The 18,020-nt window shown below is 53.5% G+C and carries 16 protein-coding genes; 5 read left to right on the top strand and 11 right to left on the bottom strand.

From position 1 onward, the window contains the following. Positions 1-30: 30 nt before the first annotated feature. Genes ACQGQ5_RS11780 through ACQGQ5_RS11765 form a run of 4 tightly spaced genes read right to left on the bottom strand, consistent with a single transcriptional unit; the run spans position 31 to position 3,979 of the window. Positions 31-1,278 (bottom strand): hypothetical protein, encoded by a 1,248-nt coding sequence (locus ACQGQ5_RS11780; RefSeq protein WP_455736695.1) that lies wholly within the window; start codon positions 1,276-1,278, stop codon positions 31-33. 30 nt (positions 1,279-1,308) lie between these two features. Continuing rightward, positions 1,309-1,635 carry a PTS fructose transporter subunit IIB gene (locus tag ACQGQ5_RS11775; RefSeq protein ID WP_455736694.1) on the bottom strand — a complete coding sequence of 109 codons (327 nt, stop codon included), beginning with the start codon at positions 1,633-1,635 and terminating at the stop codon, positions 1,309-1,311. A gap of 16 nt (positions 1,636-1,651) precedes the next feature. Continuing rightward, on the bottom strand, positions 1,652-2,113 hold the full coding sequence (locus tag ACQGQ5_RS11770) for a PTS sugar transporter subunit IIA (protein ID WP_455736693.1): 462 nt from the start codon (positions 2,111-2,113) through the stop codon (positions 1,652-1,654). Between the two features lie 12 nt (positions 2,114-2,125). After that, the gene (locus ACQGQ5_RS11765) at positions 2,126-3,979 is read right to left on the bottom strand and encodes a BglG family transcription antiterminator (RefSeq protein WP_455736692.1); all 1,854 of its coding nucleotides are present in this window, start codon (positions 3,977-3,979) and stop codon (positions 2,126-2,128) included. Positions 3,980-4,368: 389 nt separating this feature from the next. Between ACQGQ5_RS11765 and ACQGQ5_RS11760 the strand changes: the two genes are divergently transcribed. Continuing rightward, positions 4,369-4,626, top strand: a complete 258-nt coding sequence (locus ACQGQ5_RS11760) for an HPr family phosphocarrier protein (RefSeq protein ID WP_455736691.1) — start codon at positions 4,369-4,371, stop codon at positions 4,624-4,626. A 73-nt stretch (positions 4,627-4,699) separates the two neighbouring features. On the opposite strand, the gene ACQGQ5_RS11755 is transcribed toward ACQGQ5_RS11760, so the two are convergent. Together ACQGQ5_RS11755 and ACQGQ5_RS11750 are read right to left on the bottom strand one after the other, a co-directional pair. Continuing rightward, entirely contained in the window at positions 4,700-5,695 is a 996-nt protein-coding gene (locus ACQGQ5_RS11755; RefSeq protein WP_455736690.1) for a reverse transcriptase family protein, read from the bottom strand. 301 nt (positions 5,696-5,996) lie between these two features. Beyond that, positions 5,997-6,794 (bottom strand): DeoR/GlpR family DNA-binding transcription regulator, encoded by a 798-nt coding sequence (locus tag ACQGQ5_RS11750; RefSeq protein ID WP_455736689.1) that lies wholly within the window; start codon positions 6,792-6,794, stop codon positions 5,997-5,999. Between the two features lie 333 nt (positions 6,795-7,127). Between ACQGQ5_RS11750 and ACQGQ5_RS11745 the strand changes: the two genes are divergently transcribed. The 4 genes from ACQGQ5_RS11745 (at position 7,128) to ACQGQ5_RS11730 (ending at position 12,017) form a co-directional block, all read left to right on the top strand. Then, on the top strand, positions 7,128-7,580 hold the full coding sequence (locus ACQGQ5_RS11745; protein WP_455736688.1) for a MarR family winged helix-turn-helix transcriptional regulator: 453 nt from the start codon (positions 7,128-7,130) through the stop codon (positions 7,578-7,580). Positions 7,581-7,607: 27 nt separating this feature from the next. Next, positions 7,608-9,359 carry an ABC transporter ATP-binding protein gene (locus ACQGQ5_RS11740; protein ID WP_455736687.1) on the top strand — a complete coding sequence of 584 codons (1,752 nt, stop codon included), beginning with the start codon at positions 7,608-7,610 and terminating at the stop codon, positions 9,357-9,359. Then, positions 9,352-11,298, top strand: coding sequence for an ABC transporter ATP-binding protein (locus tag ACQGQ5_RS11735; RefSeq protein WP_455736686.1), 1,947 nt, complete (start codon positions 9,352-9,354; stop codon positions 11,296-11,298). Before ACQGQ5_RS11740 ends, ACQGQ5_RS11735 begins: the two co-directional genes overlap by 8 nt. An 86-nt stretch (positions 11,299-11,384) precedes the next feature. Beyond that, entirely contained in the window at positions 11,385-12,017 is a 633-nt protein-coding gene (locus ACQGQ5_RS11730; RefSeq protein WP_455736685.1) for a class I SAM-dependent methyltransferase, read from the top strand. A 168-nt stretch (positions 12,018-12,185) separates the two neighbouring features. Here the strand turns inward: ACQGQ5_RS11730 and pflB are convergent, their stop codons facing one another. The 5 genes from pflB to ACQGQ5_RS11705 all read right to left on the bottom strand — a co-directional run bounded on the left by pflB (position 12,186) and on the right by ACQGQ5_RS11705 (position 17,875). After that, positions 12,186-14,432 carry a formate C-acetyltransferase gene (gene pflB, locus ACQGQ5_RS11725; RefSeq protein WP_455736684.1) on the bottom strand — a complete coding sequence of 749 codons (2,247 nt, stop codon included), beginning with the start codon at positions 14,430-14,432 and terminating at the stop codon, positions 12,186-12,188. A 136-nt stretch (positions 14,433-14,568) separates the two neighbouring features. Further along, entirely contained in the window at positions 14,569-15,333 is a 765-nt protein-coding gene (gene pflA, locus ACQGQ5_RS11720) for a pyruvate formate-lyase-activating protein (protein ID WP_455736683.1), read from the bottom strand. Positions 15,334-15,574: 241 nt separating this feature from the next. Beyond that, positions 15,575-16,300, bottom strand: a complete 726-nt coding sequence (locus ACQGQ5_RS11715) for a Crp/Fnr family transcriptional regulator (protein ID WP_455736682.1) — start codon at positions 16,298-16,300, stop codon at positions 15,575-15,577. Positions 16,301-16,395: 95 nt separating this feature from the next. Beyond that, positions 16,396-17,205, bottom strand: coding sequence for a metal ABC transporter permease (locus ACQGQ5_RS11710; RefSeq protein WP_455736681.1), 810 nt, complete (start codon positions 17,203-17,205; stop codon positions 16,396-16,398). After that, the gene (locus ACQGQ5_RS11705; protein ID WP_455736680.1) at positions 17,192-17,875 is read right to left on the bottom strand and encodes a metal ABC transporter ATP-binding protein; all 684 of its coding nucleotides are present in this window, start codon (positions 17,873-17,875) and stop codon (positions 17,192-17,194) included. The genes ACQGQ5_RS11710 and ACQGQ5_RS11705 overlap by 14 nt, the downstream gene beginning before the upstream one ends. Positions 17,876-18,020 lie beyond the last annotated feature (145 nt).

Raw genomic sequence — 18,020 nt, 5'->3', positions numbered from 1 at the left:
ACGTACCCCTTTCTCTCAGCTCCTATGTAATCAGTCGTTGGAGTCTACTTCCAGCTTGCCTTTTTTAATCAGATTGTTCCGCGCGAAAATAACGATCAGCGCGGTGATGACCGCTCCGATGGCGATTCCCGCAATATAGGCGGCGATATTGGAGATCAGCGGCCATGCCCAGACAGCGGATTCCGGGAACCACTGGACGGCGCCCATGGCGACAGCGGAGGTACCGCCGACGATCGCGCCGATCATATAGGCGGGGATCGTGACGGAAGGTTTCTCAAGGGCGAACGGGATGGAGCCTTCGCTGATGCCCATGAAGGCGAGGAACATAGCGGTTTTGCCCTGGGGATAGAACTGCTTGTCAAAGACATGTCTGCCGACAACCAGCTTGTCGATGATCGTCGCAAGGCCGAGGCCGATGGACGGAACGACAATGGCGATGCAGCGCGCCGTAATCGGCAGCAGCTTGTCGGTCGTAAAGCTCAGCGCCACAAATCCCGCGGCCTTGTTGATCGGGCCGCCAAGGTCGATGGCGGTCGCCGCGGAAATCGCGATGGCGTAGCCGTAGCCGCCGGCCGCGCCCGCCGCGCCCAGAGCCGCTTTGATCCAGGAGTTGATCAGTCCGCCGAGCGGGGTAACGACATAGTGCATACCGAGCATCACGCCGGCGGCCGCGATAATCGGAATCAGGAAGGTGCTCTTGAAAGCAAGCATGTTGTGGCTTACCTTAATGGATTTATTCAGCCATTTTACAAAATAACCGGCTGCGATCGCGATCAGGATCGCGCCCAGGAAGGTGGAAGCAACCGGGGAATTGGCTTCCCACTTGCCGTCCACAAGGCTCAGGATGGAAGTCGGCTTGGTAGCCATCAGGCCGCCGATAAAGCCGGCCGGGAAAGCGAGCTTGCCGCCGATGGAGTTCGCCATGAAGGCCGCGAACATCGGAATGGCAAAGCCGAACAGGGTTCCGCCGAATTCCGCGGTCAGATTGGCAAATTTCAGCAGGCCGATGGACGACCCCGTGTATTTCCCGGAGTTCATCGCGTCGACAATGCCCATGGAGGGATCGACCCCGAGGATGACGTAAGGAATCAGCTGGGAAAGCGCCAGGATCAGTCCGCCCATGATCAGGAACGGAATCATGTTGGAAATACCGGTCATAACATGTTTGGAAAGCTCTGCCCAGACACTCTTTTTTTCCGGTGCGGGGGCGGTGGAACCGATGTTCAGCTTCGGACGGTCGGCTCCGCCGTTGACTGCGCTCTTTTTGGTAATTGCCATTTTAACTCCTCCTCAAAATAAATTATGTAATTATTGTGCTTCCGCGGAAATCATTTCCTCGATTTCCCGAATGGTGCCTTTGGCGTTTTTGATGGCGTCCTGCAGGCTGATTTCATACACGTCGTAGTTGTCGAAACGGTCGTTGTTTTCCGGCGTGATCGCCACGGCCTGAATAATAATGTCGGCCTCTGCAAGATCCTTCGGGGTAAGCGCGTTCTGGATCCCGTCCGCGCCCTGCGTTTCGACCTTCACCTCATACCCCAGCTCCTTCGCCGCTTCCTCCAGGGACTGCGCGGCCATGAAAGTGTGGGCCAGACCCATTGTGCAGGCGCACAGGGCCGCCAGTTTCTTTGCCATATTCTGTTCCTCCTTCTTAACTTTGAATCGCTTGATTGATAATACCGAATATTTCATCGGGATCACATGAATGGAGCAGTGATTTCTGAAACTCCGCGTTGACCAGCTTTCGCGAAAGCGCGGAAAGAAGCTTCAGGTGCACCGTGCCGCCCACTTTCTTTGGAACCAGCAGGGCGAGAACCGCCACGGTCGGTTCGCCGTCCATGGACGGCCAGTCGATGCCGTGCTTTGTCTTGACCACGAGCACCGATGGCTTCAGGACCGCGTCGCAGCGCGTGTGCGGAATGGCGAACCCGTCGCTGAAGCCGGTGCTGTCCACGTTTTCACGCTCCATAAAGCCGTCGACGGTCGCCTGTACGCCGGAGCTGATACCGAACTCCACCGCCTTTTCGGCGATGAAGGTGAGGCATTCCTCTTTCGTGGAAACGTCCGCATCCAGCAGGACGTACTCCCTCTTAAAAACGCTATCTTCCTGCATATGTGTTCTCCTTCAAAAAGAAAAATGATTCATAAATTCGTCGTAAGAAGAGGAAGCAATCAGTTGGTTTACCCGTCTGATATCCTTTACGCATCCGTACAGCTGACGGAACATGGACGCGTTGGCGCTGTCGGCACTGTTGAAGCTGATAAAGAACAGCAGCTGAACGTTCTCCTCCCCCCATTTAATCGGCTGCTGTAAAATTCCGATCCCCACCACGGAAGGCAGCTCCCCCTGAAAGATGGTGTGCGGAACGGCCACCAGATTGCCGATGTCCGTGGAAGATTTCTTCTCCCTCATCTTAACGGAATCCAGCGTACTTTTTTGAATGAGGCCCATCGCCAGCATTCTTTTTCCAATCTCTTCAATCGCCTCTTCCCGCGTCTGCGCCTGAAGCCGGAAAAATGCTTCCGGACGGAACATGGCGGCGAGGCCGGGCTTTTCTTCCCCGCTGTGATAAAGGGCGTCCCTGATCCGGACGATACAGTCGCTGCCCAGAAAATCCTCGATGACCACCAGAGGGATATCGCTGTGATAGCCGTCGATATCGACGGTGGAAATAACAATATCGGGATCGTGCGCGAGCGCGCTTTCCAGATAGTGGATCGGGTACACGCCGGCAATTTCAAGCTCCGGGATTTCCCTGCTGATCCGCTCGGTAATCAGCTGGCTTGTGCCGATTCCGTAGCTGCACAGAACGACTGCCTTTTTCCGGCTGTTCATCCTTTCATGGAACGCGCCGAAATGCATGGCGAGGTAGCCCAGTTCGTCTTCGCCTATGGTTACGCCGTACTCCTTTTCAATTTTCTGCGCCAGAAAGATCGCGTAGTTCATCTCGATCGGATACTTCTTTTTGATCTGGCTGAGCAGGGGATTTTTCACCGGGATCCGGCTCTCCATCCGCTCCAGAAGAATTTTGATGTGTACGGACAGGGATTCGGTCACTTTTTCGTCGGCGGAATAGTCGGAGCCGGAAATCAGGGAGATTTCCCTGATCCGGTCCTTTACAAAGTTGTGGATATGGTCTTCCACATTTACCTTATCCGCTTCAAAGCTCTGGATCACGGGGCCGGAAAGCGCGGCAATATATTGAACCTCTTCGTCGTTCAGCGCAATGCCAAAGGACTTCGCGAGCGGGTCCATCATCTGACGGATCACCTGCAGGTGATACCGGCGCACGTTTTTCGGCAGCGAAAGATCGGTCAGGCGGCAGCCCTGCCTTGCGCGGGAAAAGGAAACGGCGATGCGCATGGACAGATTCTGAATATCCCTGTCCGCGGCGACGACGTGAATCTTCTTCAAGTGCTCCAGCACGGTACCGTCGATCTGCTGGTACTCGTCTTCGCTCAGATTCGGCAGATTGACCTGAAAGCTGCTCTCGTTGTTGAATCCGATATCCGTCAGCAATGCGCGGATGTTGATCTCCCCGCCGTCTATCAACAGTCCGTAATAGGGCTTTGAAGACAGCTCCAGACTGTATTTGTGGAGATAATCCTTAATGGACGGCATCATCTTGTTTACGGTGGAAGGGCTCAAATGCACGCAGCCGGAAAGCGTTTCTATGGTGACGGGCTGTGACTGGATGATCGTCAGAAGAATGCTTCTGACACGTTCGGCGCCGTCTTCGTAGGACTCGCCGCTCAGCAGCTTTTTCACCGCCCTGAGGTCGCCTTTCAGCTCATAGCCCACACCGCGCTTTGAAACGATTTCCAGCCCGTCTTCCTTAATTTCATCATTGATGATTTCAACATACCGTTTGGCGGTACGGGAGGAAATATCGATCAGCTTGGCAATGTCCTCCGCCGTCAGGGGAGTCTGCGTCTCGCTGAGATGTTGTATCAGTTTGATTTGAATTTTCGTCAGCATCCAATCACCTCGCTTTTATTCTGATCTCACCGGTCAATTCTATTATAACTTTTTATTTGGGAATTTCCTTATAATCTTTGACATGGGATGGTGCCACTGGAAACAAATTACTGTCTATCTTGTATAATTTATGTGTCCGGTTCTTGAATTTCCGGCGGTTTCAAGGCTTCTTTGCCTGTGCGCCATCCGATGGAAATACGAAAAGAGCGGAACCGTACAGGCAGGAATACGGAGGATATCATTCCCCAAAATAATATTTCAAGGTTGTCCGCGCACGGAACGCGGCTTCGCCGAAAACAGCGGAGGTTGCATTTTATTGCGGGTATGATATCATAGTAAGCAGTAAAAAAATCTACGCCGCGGCGTAAATCATCAAGGGGAGTATTTCTATGAAGCAGTTTACTTATACCATTACGGATGCCGAAGGAATCCACGCCCGTCCGGCCGGGCTGCTTGTAAAAACGGCGGCGGCGTTTGCTTCGGACATTCAGGTAGTCAAGGACGGAAACGCGGCAAACGCCAAAAAGATTTTCGCGGTCATGGGGCTGGCCGCCAAAAAGGGTGAGACAGTAACCGTTACCGTGGAAGGCGGCGATGAGGCAAAAGCCTTCGAAACGCTGCAGGCTTTTTTCAAGGCCAATTTATAAGCCGGAAACAAACAGCACCCCAATCGTTATTCAGTATCTCTGTCTAACGATTGGGGTGCTGTTTTATTGCTTTTCAATTTTCCAAAAGCCACTGCCTGTACCGCAGAAATTCGCCGTCCTCCGGACAGAGCTGCAGCACAAAGCCGACGCGCCCGAGCAGGCTGCGCCGGTACTCCTCCGGCTCCTGCGCTATGTTTTCATGGGCAAGATGGGACTCCCATCCGTATTTCCGGATATAGTACAGCTCCCGGCGGATTTCGCGGCGGTATTCCCTGGGGGCCTGAAGCTTTTGGTTCGCCACTACCCCGGTGATCTTTCTCCGCTGTCCGCGATTTAAAATCCGCGTCTTCCGGTCGTTTAGGGTGAACCCGTTTTCCGCCAGAACGCGCCGCACAAAATCGATGAGCGCCAGCGGATTGAAGGCACCGGAAAAAGTCATATCGTCGCTGTAACGGGTATAGGCGATCCCGCATCTGCCGCAATACGCGCTGATCTGCCCGTCGATCGGCCCGAAAACCAGATTGGAAAGAAGGGGACTGGTCGGCGCGCCCTGGGGAAGCGAGCCGCCCCGGGTACAAAAACGCGCAAAATAGAAGCTGAGAACACTGTTGTAATTTCGATTTTCAAAAGAAGAACGGTCATCCGCATTGAGATAATGGCACCCAACGCAGGACGAAACCTCCAGCGCCCGGTCAACGGCGCGGAATACCTGCGCGAAAGAAATGCTGTCAAAAAAAGCATGGATGTCCAGCTTGACCACCAGAGGCTGTCCCAGATGAGGCCGCGCGTTGTCCAGTACTGATTTTCCCGGCAAATAAGCGGTCACACAGCACGGCCCGGCGGCGGGCAGCAGCCCTAAAATGCCTTTCTGAACCCTTCTGAGCGCGCGGTTCGGAACACAGAGCAGCCGCGTGCCGGCTTCTCCTTTCGGCAGCTCACGAAGGGTGTAACAGCCGCACCGGTATTTTTCACGGGAGAGACGCAGAAGCTGGTAGTAGCACCGGTAAAACTTCCGCTCGTCCCGGTTATGGTAAAGATATCTGCAAAAGTCTTCAAGCGTATGAAGCATGGTCGCTGCCTCCTGCCGCAGACCCGGCTGATTTTTTAATAAGCGGAAAAGGCACAAAATTCTCCTTCGGAATGCAACCGCAGCCGTGTTTTAAAATACATGAAGTGTATATGGTTACACGGTGAGGATTGCTTTCTGCGCGCGCAGCGCAGGTCCGTCTGCCCTTTCGGGGGCGGCGACTCGCCGTCCTCCTGCGAAAAAAATCCGCAGAATCTGCTGCCGTTTCCGCTTATCCTGTACTTTACCACATCGGACCGAAATAATCCAGCCCACCCCCGATTTTTTGTCCCCGCCGCCGCTCTTACTCCTTTTGCTCCCGTTTTTCCGCGTCCGGCCCGGCGGTCACGATTTTTTTACACACCTTCTCCAGTTTGGAGTAATACGCCCGCGGAATGCCGCCGTCGGTGATAACGCAGTCAAATTCGGAAAGATCGGCGTACCGGGTCAGATACGTCTGTCCGAATTTGGTATGGTCCGCCAGAAGGTACTTCCGGTTTCCGGCGCGGAGCAGCGCCTTTTTTACCAGGGCATCCTCCGGTCCCGGCACCGTTGCGCCGTACTCCAGACTGCACCCGTGCGTACCGGCAAACACCTTGTCCGCCCGGAAATTCTGAAAAAACTCGGCGGTCATTCCGCTGACGGCTCCCGCGGAAACCTCGTTGTATTCCCCCGGGGCAAGAATCAGCCGGATTTTCGGGCAGCTTCCCAAATATTGGATCACCGGCCACGAGTTGGTAATGACGGTCAGCTTTTTCTCCTGAATGCATCTGGCGATTTGCAGCGTCGTGGTTCCGCAGTCAATAATAACGGTATCCCCGTCCTCGATCAGCCGGGCCGCTTCGTACCCGATGGCCCGCTTCCGGTCGGTAAGCTGGCCGGATTTCACGGAAAAGCTCGGCTCGATCGCCGTGCGGGTATTTAAGTACGCTCCCCCGTAGCTGGTGGTCACAAAGCCCTGCTTTTCAAAAAAAAGCAGATCCCTGCGGATCGTCATGGCGGAAACATGGAACCGCTCCGCCAGATCATTGACCGCCACGGAGCTCTCCTTTTGCAGAAGCTGATAAATTTCCATTCTGCGCCGCGCGGCACTCATTTCCATTGTCCGAACCTCCCTTTTCCTCAACGCTGTTTTGTCAGCCGGATATTCATCATAAAACACAAAATATTGTTTTTTTATGTTCTGTTAGTATGATTCTACCATCATTGGAAGAAACCGTCAATCCGGGCCGTAAAAAGCGGCGGCAGTCCCAGCGGTCAGCTTGCTCTTTCCGGGGATAGACGATTTTACCAGTTTCCACTTCGATTTTTCAGTGAAAATTTATGTATGCTGACAATTGACGAGTGCCATGCTTATTACTATAATGTTGTAGATAGAACTGTATGACATAAAACAGTATTGCAAATCCTATTGCGCATAAAAAGGAAGTGCTGTATGGAAAAGATGAAGATCGGGCTGGAGCTTCGCTCGCTGAACAACATGATCCGGCGTTATTTCGAATTTTCTTCCCATAAAAATGAAATCGAAACCATCACCGGAAACAACGGGTGGATTATCGGCTACCTTGCCGATAATGCGGACAAAAATATCTATCAGAAGGATCTGGAGGATCACTTTACCATCACCCGCTCCACAGCGTCGAAGGTGCTCAGCCTGATGGAACAAAAGGGCCTGATCCAAAGACAGGCGGTCGCGCAGGACGCGCGCCTGAAAAAGATCGTCCTCACGGAAAAAGCATGGAAAATCAAAGGGCTCATGCGGGAGGACGCCGAGAGGATGGAACGGACCCTGACAAACGGATTTACGGATGAAGAAGTGGAAACGCTGTACTCTTACCTGCAGAGGATGAGGGCAAACATATCCGATATGAATCCTGCTCTTTCCTGACATAGTAAAACGTTAAGGAGATTTTATATGATAAAAAAGCTTCTCTCCAGCGTGAGAGAATATAAAAAGGATACCCTGCTTGCCCCGGCATATGTGACCTTCGAGTCGATCATGGAAATCGTCATCCCCACGCTGATGGCGTATCTGATCGACTACGGAATCAATCAGAAAAGCATGCCCAATGTTCTGTGGATCGGGCTTGCGCTTCTTGTCTGCGCGATGGTCTCGCTGCTGACCGGCGTTCTTGCGGGCCGCAGCGCGGCGATCGCCTCTTCGGGCTTTGCAAAGAATTTACGGCGCGACATGTTCTATAACGTGCAGAAATTCTCTTTTTCCAATATCGATAAATTTTCGACCGCCAGCATTATCACCAGGCTGACCACCGACGTCACCAATGTGCAGAACGCTTACCAGATGCTGGTCCGCCTCGGGGTGCGGGCGCCCATGATGATCGTGTTCGCATTGATTTTTTCTTTCCGGATCGACGTCCGTCTTTCGCTGATCTTTCTTGCGACGATCCCCGTGCTCGGCGTCGGCCTCTGGCTGATCATCTCGCATGTCCACCCGGTTTTCGTACGGGTATTCAATACCTACGACAAGCTGAACCGCATTGTTCAGGAAAATCTGCTCGGCATCCGGGTCGTCAAATCCTATATCCGCGAAGACCATGAGGAAGAGAAGTTCGCGGGTATCTCCCAGTCGATTTTTCAGGATTTCACAAAGGCGGAAAAGAGAATCGCGTTCAATATGCCGCTGATGCAGCTTTGCCTCTATGCCAGCATGCTCTTGCTTTCCTGGTTTGGCGCCAAAGAAATCATCGCCAGCAACAACAATCCCGTAATCGGGCTTTCGACAGGAGAACTGGCCAGCCTGATCACCTACGCCCTGCAGATCCTCATGAGCCTGATGATGCTTTCCATGGTGTTTGTCATGATCATTATCGCACGCGCGTCGGCGGAGCGTATTGTGGAAATCCTGAATGAGGAAAGCGATCTCAAAAACGGGGAAAACCCCGTCTGCACAGTAAAGGACGGTTCCATCACCTTTGAAAACGTCACTTTTACTTATTCCAGAAAGGCCGACAAGCCGGTCCTTGACGGGATCAACCTGTCCGTCGCGTCGGGTGAGACGGTCGGTATCCTCGGCGGAACCGGTTCCTCGAAATCGAGTCTTGTTCAGCTGATCCCGCGCCTTTACGACGCCACGGCAGGAAAAGTAACCGTCGGCGGCGTTGACGTAAGGGATTACGATATTGAATCGCTCCGCAATCAGGTGGCGATGGTGCTGCAGAAAAACGTGCTTTTCTCCGGCACGATCAAAGAGAACCTCCGCTGGGGCAGCGCGGACGCCACGGAGGAAGAAATGATCCATGCCTGCAGGCTCGCCCAGGCCGACGGCTTCATCCGGGAATTTCCGGACCAGTACGACACCTATATCGAGCAGGGCGGCACCAACGTGTCCGGCGGGCAGAAGCAGCGGCTGTGCATCGCGCGGGCATTGCTGAAAAAGCCCAAAATCCTGATCCTGGACGATTCCACCAGCGCGGTCGACACCAAGACCGACGAGTTGATCCGCCAGGCGTTCCGAAAGGATCTCCCGGACACGACGAAAATCATCATCGCGCAGCGTGTTTCTTCCGTTCAGGACGCAGACAAAATCGTTGTGCTCGACGACGGAAAAATCAATGCGGTCGGGACGCACGAGGAGCTGCTCGGGACCTGTGCCATTTACCGGGAAGTCTACGAGTCTCAGAACAGAGGAGGTGTTCTCCATGAGTAAAATGCCGTCGAAAGAAGACCCGCAGGCATACGGCAAAGCGGCGGGCGGCAGGCCCCCGATGCAGCGTTTTAAGCCGGGTACGATCAAAAGGCTGCTCAGCTATATGTCCGGTTACAGGATCCGGCTGATCCTCGTTTTTCTCTTCATCCTGGTCAGCGCGGCCACGGGCGCGGCGTCCTCCCTGTTCCTTCAGACCCTGATCGACAAGTACATCGTCCCCCTGCTGGGCCAGGCGTCCCCCTCCTTCACCGGCCTTTTCAAAGCGGTGCTCCTGATGGGCTCGATCTACCTGATCGGCGTGCTGTCCACCTTCCTCTATAACCGGATGATGGTCATCATTGAGCAGGGCACGCTGAAAAGAATCCGCGATGAAATGTTCACGCATATGCAGAGCCTTCCGATCCGATATTTTGACACGCATACGCACGGCGATATCATGAGCCGCTATACCAACGATACCGACACGCTGCGCCAGGCGATCTCCCAAAGTCTGCCGCAGATGTTTTCGTCCCTTGTTTCCGTAACGGCCGCCTTTTTCTCCATGCTTTATCTCAGCGTCAGCCTTACCGCTGTCGTCGCCGTGTTCGCCGTGATCCTGCTGAAGGTGATCAAGGCTCTTGTGGGAAGAAGCGGAACCTTCTTCGTGAAGCAGCAGCAGGCTCTGGGCGACGTCAACGGCTACATTGAGGAAATGATCAACGGGCAAAAAGTCGTAAAGGTTTTCTGTCACGAAGAAAAAGCCGGGGAAGATTTCGACAAAAAGAACGGGAACCTCTGCTACTGCGCGACCGAGGCGAACAAGTACGGCAACATCACCATGCCGGTGGTCGGCAATATGGGCTATATGCTCTACGTGCTCCTTGCCGTCATTGGGGGCGCGGCGGGAATCGCGGGAATTCCCAATCTGAGCCTTACCGGGGTCCAAGCCCTGACGATCGGCACGATCGTATCCTTCCTTACCCTTTCCCGCAGCTTTATCAACCCGATCGGCCAGATTTCCATGCAGTTCAACATGGTGATCATGGCGCTCGCCGGCGCGTCGAGGATCTTTGACCTGATGGATGAGGAAAGCGAGCGGGACGACGGATACGTCACCCTGGTCAATACGAAAACAGAAAACGGCGAAATAAAAGAATGCAGGGAACGGACGGACACATGGGCGTGGAAGCATCCGCACAGCGACGGAGCGGTGACCTACACGCCGCTGCAGGGAGACATCCGCTTTTACGACGTGGACTTCGGCTACGAAGAAAACAACGTCGTCCTGCACAACATCACGCTTTACGCGGAGCCGGGCCAAAAGGTCGCCTTTGTGGGCGCGACCGGCGCCGGAAAAACGACGATCACCAACCTGATCAACCGGTTCTACGACATTGCCGACGGGAAAATCCGATACGACGGAATCAATATCAATAAAATCAGGAAAGCCGATCTCCGCCGGTCGCTCGGCATCGTTCTGCAGGACGTGAACCTCTTTACGGGAACGGTGATGGACAACATCCGCTACGGCAAGCTGGACGCGACGGACGAGGAATGCATCACGGCCGCAAAGCTTTCGAACGCCGACGGATTTATCCGCATGCTTCCGCAGGGGTATCATACCGTGCTGGAGGGCGACGGCAGCGGCCTTTCGCAGGGGCAGCGGCAGCTGATCTCCATTGCCCGCGCGGCGGTGGCCGACCCGCCCGTCATGATTCTTGACGAGGCCACCTCCTCCATCGACACCAGAACCGAAGCCATCGTACAAAAAGGCATGGATGCGCTGATGAAGGGCAGAACGGTGTTCGTCATTGCGCACCGCCTTTCCACCGTGCAGAATTCCGACGTCATTATGGTTCTGGAACACGGCCGCATCATCGAGCGCGGCAGCCACGAACAGCTGATCGGCGAAAAGGGGAAATATTATCAGCTCTACACCGGCGCGTTTGAACTGGAATAAACCCGGCCGTCCGGCTTGGGCGTCAGAGCGCACCGGTCAAGCCATGCAAATATCGCTGAAACAACCGTCAAACTGGAGGATCACACATGCTCAGCAATCACGGATTTGACCTTTGGTCGAATCGTTACGATGCTTCCGTAAAGAGCGCAGAAGAAAGCAAGCGGTATCCTTTTGCCGGGTATACGGCCTTAATGAACGCGATCTATGGAACGATCATGAATCAAGCCCCTGCCAGGGTGTTGGACATCGGCTTCGGAACCGCTGTGCTGACTTCTAAACTGTACGATCACGGCAACATCATAACGGGAATCGATTTTTCAGCCGGAATGCTGAAAATTGCCCAGTCCCGGATGCCGGACGCAGATTTATTTCAGTGGGACTTTACACATGGGGTTCCGCCTGCTCTCAATCATCAGAAGTTTGATTTTATCGTTGCTACGTACGCCCTGCATCACCTTACGGATGACGCCAAGGTCAATTTCATTGCCGAACTCCTTGATTTACTGGAGACCCAGGGCTCCGTTCTCATTGGCGACGTTTGCTTTTTCACAAGAAACGACCTGCTTCTGTGCAAAGCATCCTGTGGTGACAATTGGGATGATGAAGAAATCTATTTCGTATTCTCGGAATTGAAAGACCAGCTTAGCACGGCCTGCAGCCTAACTTTCCAAAAGTTTTCATTTTGTTCCGGTATCATAGAAATTCAAAAAAATGTTTGATTCCCCTTTGCCTGCAGCATTTCCAGTTAATTCTGCAACAAGGTTGCGTTTCTCCCGCAAACGGAAATGGAATTGCTATTGCTCCTGCGGAAAGCAAAGCCCGTGAAACGACAGCCGCCGCCACCCGTGTAAACAGGTGGCGGCGGCTGATTGCGCTCTTATCAAAGATTACATTTTGTCGTGGCAGGTTCTCGCGATGACGTCGAGCTGCTGCTCCCTCGTCAGGTCGATGAATTTTACCGCGTATCCGGATACGCGGATCGTAAAGTTCGCGTATTCCGGTTTCTCAGGATGCTCCATCGCGTCTTTCAGCTTTTCGACGCCGAAGACGTTGACGTTCAGATGATGGGCGCCGCGGTCGAAGTATCCGTCGAGAACATGCGCAAGGGTCTCGCTCTGTTCTTCCCCGGTATGCCCCAGCGCGCCCGGGCTGATGGTCTGCGTATTGGAAATGCCGTCGAGCGCATACTCGTAAGGCAGCTTCGCGACGGAGTTCAGGGAGGCGAGAAGCCCGTTCTTTTCCGCGCCGTAGGACGGATTCGCGCCCGGCGCCAGCGGCGTCCACGCCTGTCTTCCGTCCGGAAGCGTGCCGGTGTTTTTGCCGTAAACGACATTGGACGTAATCGTAAGAATCGAGGTCGTAGGCTCCGAATCACGATAGGTATGATATTTTGTAAGCTTTTTCATAAAGGTCTTCAAAAGCCATACGGCAATGTCGTCCGCGCGGTCGTCGTCGTTTCCGTAGCGCGGGAAATCGCCTTCGATCTGAAAGTCCACGGCCACGCCGTTCTCGTTGCGCACGGGCGTTACCTTCGCGTATTTGATGGCGGACAGGGAATCGACCACGTGGGAGAAGCCTGCGATACCGGTTGCGAAGGTTCTTCTTACGTCGGTATCGATCAGCGCCATTTCCGCCGCTTCGTAGTAATACTTGTCATGCATATACTGAATCAGGTTCAGGACATTGACATAAAGCCCCGCAAGCCAATCCATCATGACGTCGTACTTCGCCATCACGTCCTCATAATCGAGGACCGCCGAGGTGACGGGCTTGTAAGCGGGACCCACCTGCTCGCCGCTCTTTTCATCCACGCCGCCGTTAATGGCGTACAGCAGACACTTGGCAAGGTTTGCGCGCGCGCCGAAGAACTGCATTTCCTTACCGGTCTGTGTCGCGGACACACAGCAGCAGATGCTGTAGTCGTCCCCCCAGACCGGGTGCATCACATCGTCGTTTTCGTATTGAATGGAGCTGGTTTTTACGGAAATGGAAGCCGCGTATTTCTTATAGTTTTCCGGCAGCCTGGAGGAATAAAGGACGGTGAGGTTCGGTTCCGGGGCGGGCCCCATATTTTCCAGCGTATGCAGGAACCGATAATCGTTTTTGGTCACCATGTGGCGGCCGTCCATTCCAATCCCCGCCGTTTCCAGCGTAGCCCAGACGGGGTCCCCGGAGAACAGCTGGTTGTAAGAGGGGATGCGGGCGAACTTTACCATTCTGAGCTTTAACACCAGATGGTCGATCAGCTCCTGCGCCTCCGCCTCGGTCAGCGTTCCTTCCTTCAGATCGCGGTGGATATAGACGTCAAGGAACGTGGACACGCGGCCGACGCTCATCGCCGCGCCGTTCTGGCTCCTGATTGCCGCCAGATACCCGAAGTAAAGCCACTGGACGGCTTCTTTCGCGTTACCGGCCGGCTTTGAAAGATCGAAACCGTACGCCGCCGCCATTTCCTTCATTTCCTTGAGGGCCCTGATCTGGTCGGAGAGCTCCTCTCTCTGGCGGATAATGTCGTCCGTCATGATCCCGGACCCGCAGTAAGAAAGATCTTCCTTCTTTTTTGCAATCAGGTGATCGATGCCGTAAAGGGCAACGCGGCGGTAGTCGCCGACGATACGCCCGCGCCCGTAGGTGTCCGGAAGCCCCGTGATGATCTTGTTGTGGCGGGCCTTCTTCATTTCAGGCGTGTACGCGTCGAAAACCGCCTGGTTGTGCGTCTTGTGGTAATCCGTGAAAATCTTGTGCAGCTCGGGATCGGGCGTATAGCCGTAGGTGGTGCAGGCTTCCTCCGCCATCTTGATTCCGCCGTAGGGCATGAACGCCCTTTTCAGGGGTTTGTCCGTCTGCAGGCCCACGACCTTTTCAAGGCTTTTGTCCCCGCTGTCGATATAGCCCGCTCCGTAAGCGGTGATACCGGAGACGACCTTCGTCTCCATATCCAGTACGCCGTCCTTCGCTCTTTCCTGCTTCTGCAGCTCCTGTACCTTTCCCCAGAGCTTGTTCGTCGCGTCCGTCGGTTCCGCCAGAAAGCTCTGGTCCCCGTCATATTGTGTGTAATTATCCTGAATGAAATCTCTCACATTGACGTCGTCCGTCCAATGCGAGCCTTTGAAGCTTCTCCATTCCTGTCTCATCGTATGACTCCTTTCTGAAATAGCGCGCAGTCTTTTCTGCTGTTCCGATGTTCTGCCTATAGTTTAGCGGATCTGCTCCGCCGATTCCTTGATTGTAATCAACAATTCAGCATTTTCTATTGCAGGGTTCCTCCGCTTACGGCACAGCGTTTCCCTGCTCGTCCGAAGCGCCGCTTTCCCCACGAAGAATCCGTTCGGCGTTTTTTACGCGCTCCGCACCGGGCGACTTTACCCCTTCCAGAGAATACGGGATGCCAAGCTCCTTCCATTTGTATTCCCCCATGGCATGGTAAGGAAGCACCTCGATCTTCTCCACATTTTTAAGCGTGGCGATGAACTCCCGTGTTCTGCGCAGATAACCGTCGTCGTCCGTAATCCCCGGAACAAGCACATGCCGGATCCAGACGGGCTTTCCGATATCGGACAGATACCGGAACAGATCCAGAATATTCTCATTCGGCTGGCCCGTCAGCTTTCGATGCTCCACGGGGTCGATATGCTTAATATCGATTAAAAGAAGATCCGTGTACCGCATCAGCTCCCGGAATTTTGAAAAAAACGGTTCTTCCCTCGTAAAGGGCTGCCCCGCCGTATCGATCGCGGTATGGATTTTGCGCGCTTTGGCTTTCTGAAACAGCTCGAGAAGAAAATCGATCTGCAAAAGGGGTTCCCCGCCGCTGACGGTAATCCCGCCTTCCTTTCCCCAATAGCCGCGGTACCGCTCCGCCTGATCCAGCAGCTCGTCCGCCGTGCGCAGATCGCTGGAACGGGGGTCCCACGTATCGACGTTGTGGCAATAACGGCAGCGCATCATGCATCCCTTTAAAAAGATAAGAAACCGGACTCCCGGACCGTCGACGGAACCGAAGGATTCCGTAGAATGAATTGCTCCTCTGATCATAGTGCCTCTTCCTTTCTGGTGCTTTCAGTATACTCCCGCTTCTGCTCTTATTCTTTGATCAGAATCAAGTTTTCAGCGAGTGGGTTTCTGAATGAGGATCAAAAAAGATCCGCTCTTTTCTACGGAAGATCCGTATCAGCCGGCAGGACGCCCTCAAAAAAGGGAGGGCTTGCCGCCTGCAATTCACAGGCAACAAGCCCTCTGTGCCGTTATATGAAAATATCCTCCCGGGTTTCCGGGGTCACTTCACCGGCTGGCTGGCTTCATAAATTTTCTTCAGTCCGCCGCGGTCCGTGACCAGGATCTTCCCTTGGCCGAGCCTTTGAATGAGACCAGCCTTTTCAAACCGGCTCAGATTCCTGCTGACCGTCTCCGGGCGCAGTCCAATGCTGGCGGCGATATCCTCCAGCTTCAGCTTGATCTCCGGTCCGACACACCGGATATCCCTGTCCAGCAAAAATCCCGCCAGCCGCACCTTCGGGTCGCGGATGGAAAGCAGCAGCGCCTTTTCATTGGCGTCCTTTAACCGGAGGGAAAGTAGGGAAATCAGGTTCATCGCGATCCCCGGGCGATCGGCGAGAAGCTGTATGAATTCACTTTTTCTGATTTCGCACAGCTCCACCTTTGACAGGCAGACCGCCGAATAGGGAAAAACGGCGTTTTCGAGGAAAAGATTTTCCCATACGGCGTCTCCGTCGTGAATGATATCGAGGATGTATTCGTTTCCGTCCGCATCATATTTGCAGAGCTTGATCCTCCCCTTCCGGATGATCAGAACCGAGTCGACCTTCTCCCCCGCCCGGAACAGAAAGCTGCCCTTTGCTTTGGTCGTCTGTACGGAGTGCTCCGCAAGGTTTTTTTGCAGCTCTTTCGGAAGCGTGCTGAACAGGGGAATCGCCATCGTGCACAAAAGGCCGTTTTTACAGTTCGCGCAGCCGGAAAACATTTTTTTATCCCCTTTTTCCATGGCAATCCCCTCTTCGTCAATCTCACTCTTGAAAGTATCTTTTTCTATATTTTATCATAACCCAGGCATAAGGGAAAGGAAAAAGTCGGGCATGGTCAACGGATCTCCCGGATGCCGGCCTGAATTCTTTTTGCCAGAAGGACCAAAACAAGGACGGCGACGGAAACGAGCGCGGTAAAGCCGCCCGGAGCCACATTCAGGTAAAAAGAGACAAACAGCCCCAGCATAATATCGATCACACTGAAAAGAATGGAAAACAGCAGGGTCGCTTTAAACCCTTTCCCCAGCTGCAGAGCGGTGGCGACCGGAAGCGCGATCATGGAGCTGAGCACTAAAACGCCCACGATCCGGATGGAAACCGAGATCGCGGAGGCCACGAGGATCGAAAACACATAATTGATCAGCTTCACCCTGACCCCCGCAACTTTTGCGGCTTCCTCGTCGTACGCGATGTAAAGCATCTGATGATACAAAAAAATAAGGGCCAGAACAGAAATGACGCTGAGCACGACCACCATGATCATATCGAACCGGGTAACGGTGAGGATACTGCCAAACATGAAGGAATCGGCGTTGGCGTGGAGCTTTCCGGAACTGATGATGGTGATCGCGGTGCCTACGCTTAACGCAAGCACAATGCTCAGGATCAAATCCGTGTATTTTTGGAAATAGGTTCTGAGGAACTCGATCAGGGCGCCGCAAATGGAGGTAAAGACAAACGCTCCCAGAACGGGATTCTGGTTCAGCATCAGCCCGATCGTAATCCCGGCCAGGGAAGCGTGGGACAAGGTGTCCCCGATCATGGAATAGCGGCGAAGAACCAGAAAAACACCGATGCAGGGGCATAAAACGGAAATAAAGACCGAAACAAACAATGCGTTTTGCATAAAACTATAATTTAACATCTGCGTCATCCTTATCATTTCTCTTTAAATATTCGTCGGCATACTGTTTCGGGGAACAAAGATGCCCCTGTCCGCTGACCAGATGGTAAATCAGCGTGGAATTGGAAACCGCGGCGTCCAGATTGTGCTCTACCGAAACAATCGTTATTTGATTTTCCCGGTTCATTTCCCTCAATAAGCCATAAATTTCTTTTTGGCTGCCAATGTCGACTCCGGTGGAAGGCTCGTCCAGAATCAGTAAATCGGGGTCGCCGATCAAAGCTCTTGCAATCAGGATTTTCTGGGTCTGTCCGCCGGACAGCGTCCCCATTAAAGCACCGGAAAGCCCGGACATCCCGACTTTCTCAAGATTTTCCGCAAGAATGTCCTTATTTTTTATTTTCAAAAGCTTACGGTAGGAATTCAGCATCTCATAAACGGTAATGGGAAAATTGGAGTTTGAAAAATCATTTTTCTGCGGCACATATCCAATCCTCCTGGCTTCTGAGGCAATGGTTCCTTCCGTCGGTTTTATGAATTTTAAAATCAGCCGCATCAGCGTGCTTTTACCGGAACCGTTTTCTCCCACTACGGAAACATATTCCCCCCGCCGTATATTCAGGTCGATCCCCCGGAGCACAAAAGGCGCGGCCCCCGTATACGAAAAGGATAAGTTTTCTGCTTTGATCATAAAAAATCCCCTTATTCCATATTCGGCTTATCAACCGATATTTCTAATACAGCAATTTCATTTCAGTTTACGAAGCAAAACGCGTTTTCCTCCCCCGCCTTCGGCGGGGGAGGAACGCAGCCTTGTTGCAGAATCAACTGGAAAT

Source organism: Caproiciproducens sp., assembly GCF_053840905.1.
The sequence above is the reverse complement of the archived record's forward strand: the minus strand, read 5'-3'. Positions and strand labels throughout refer to the sequence as shown.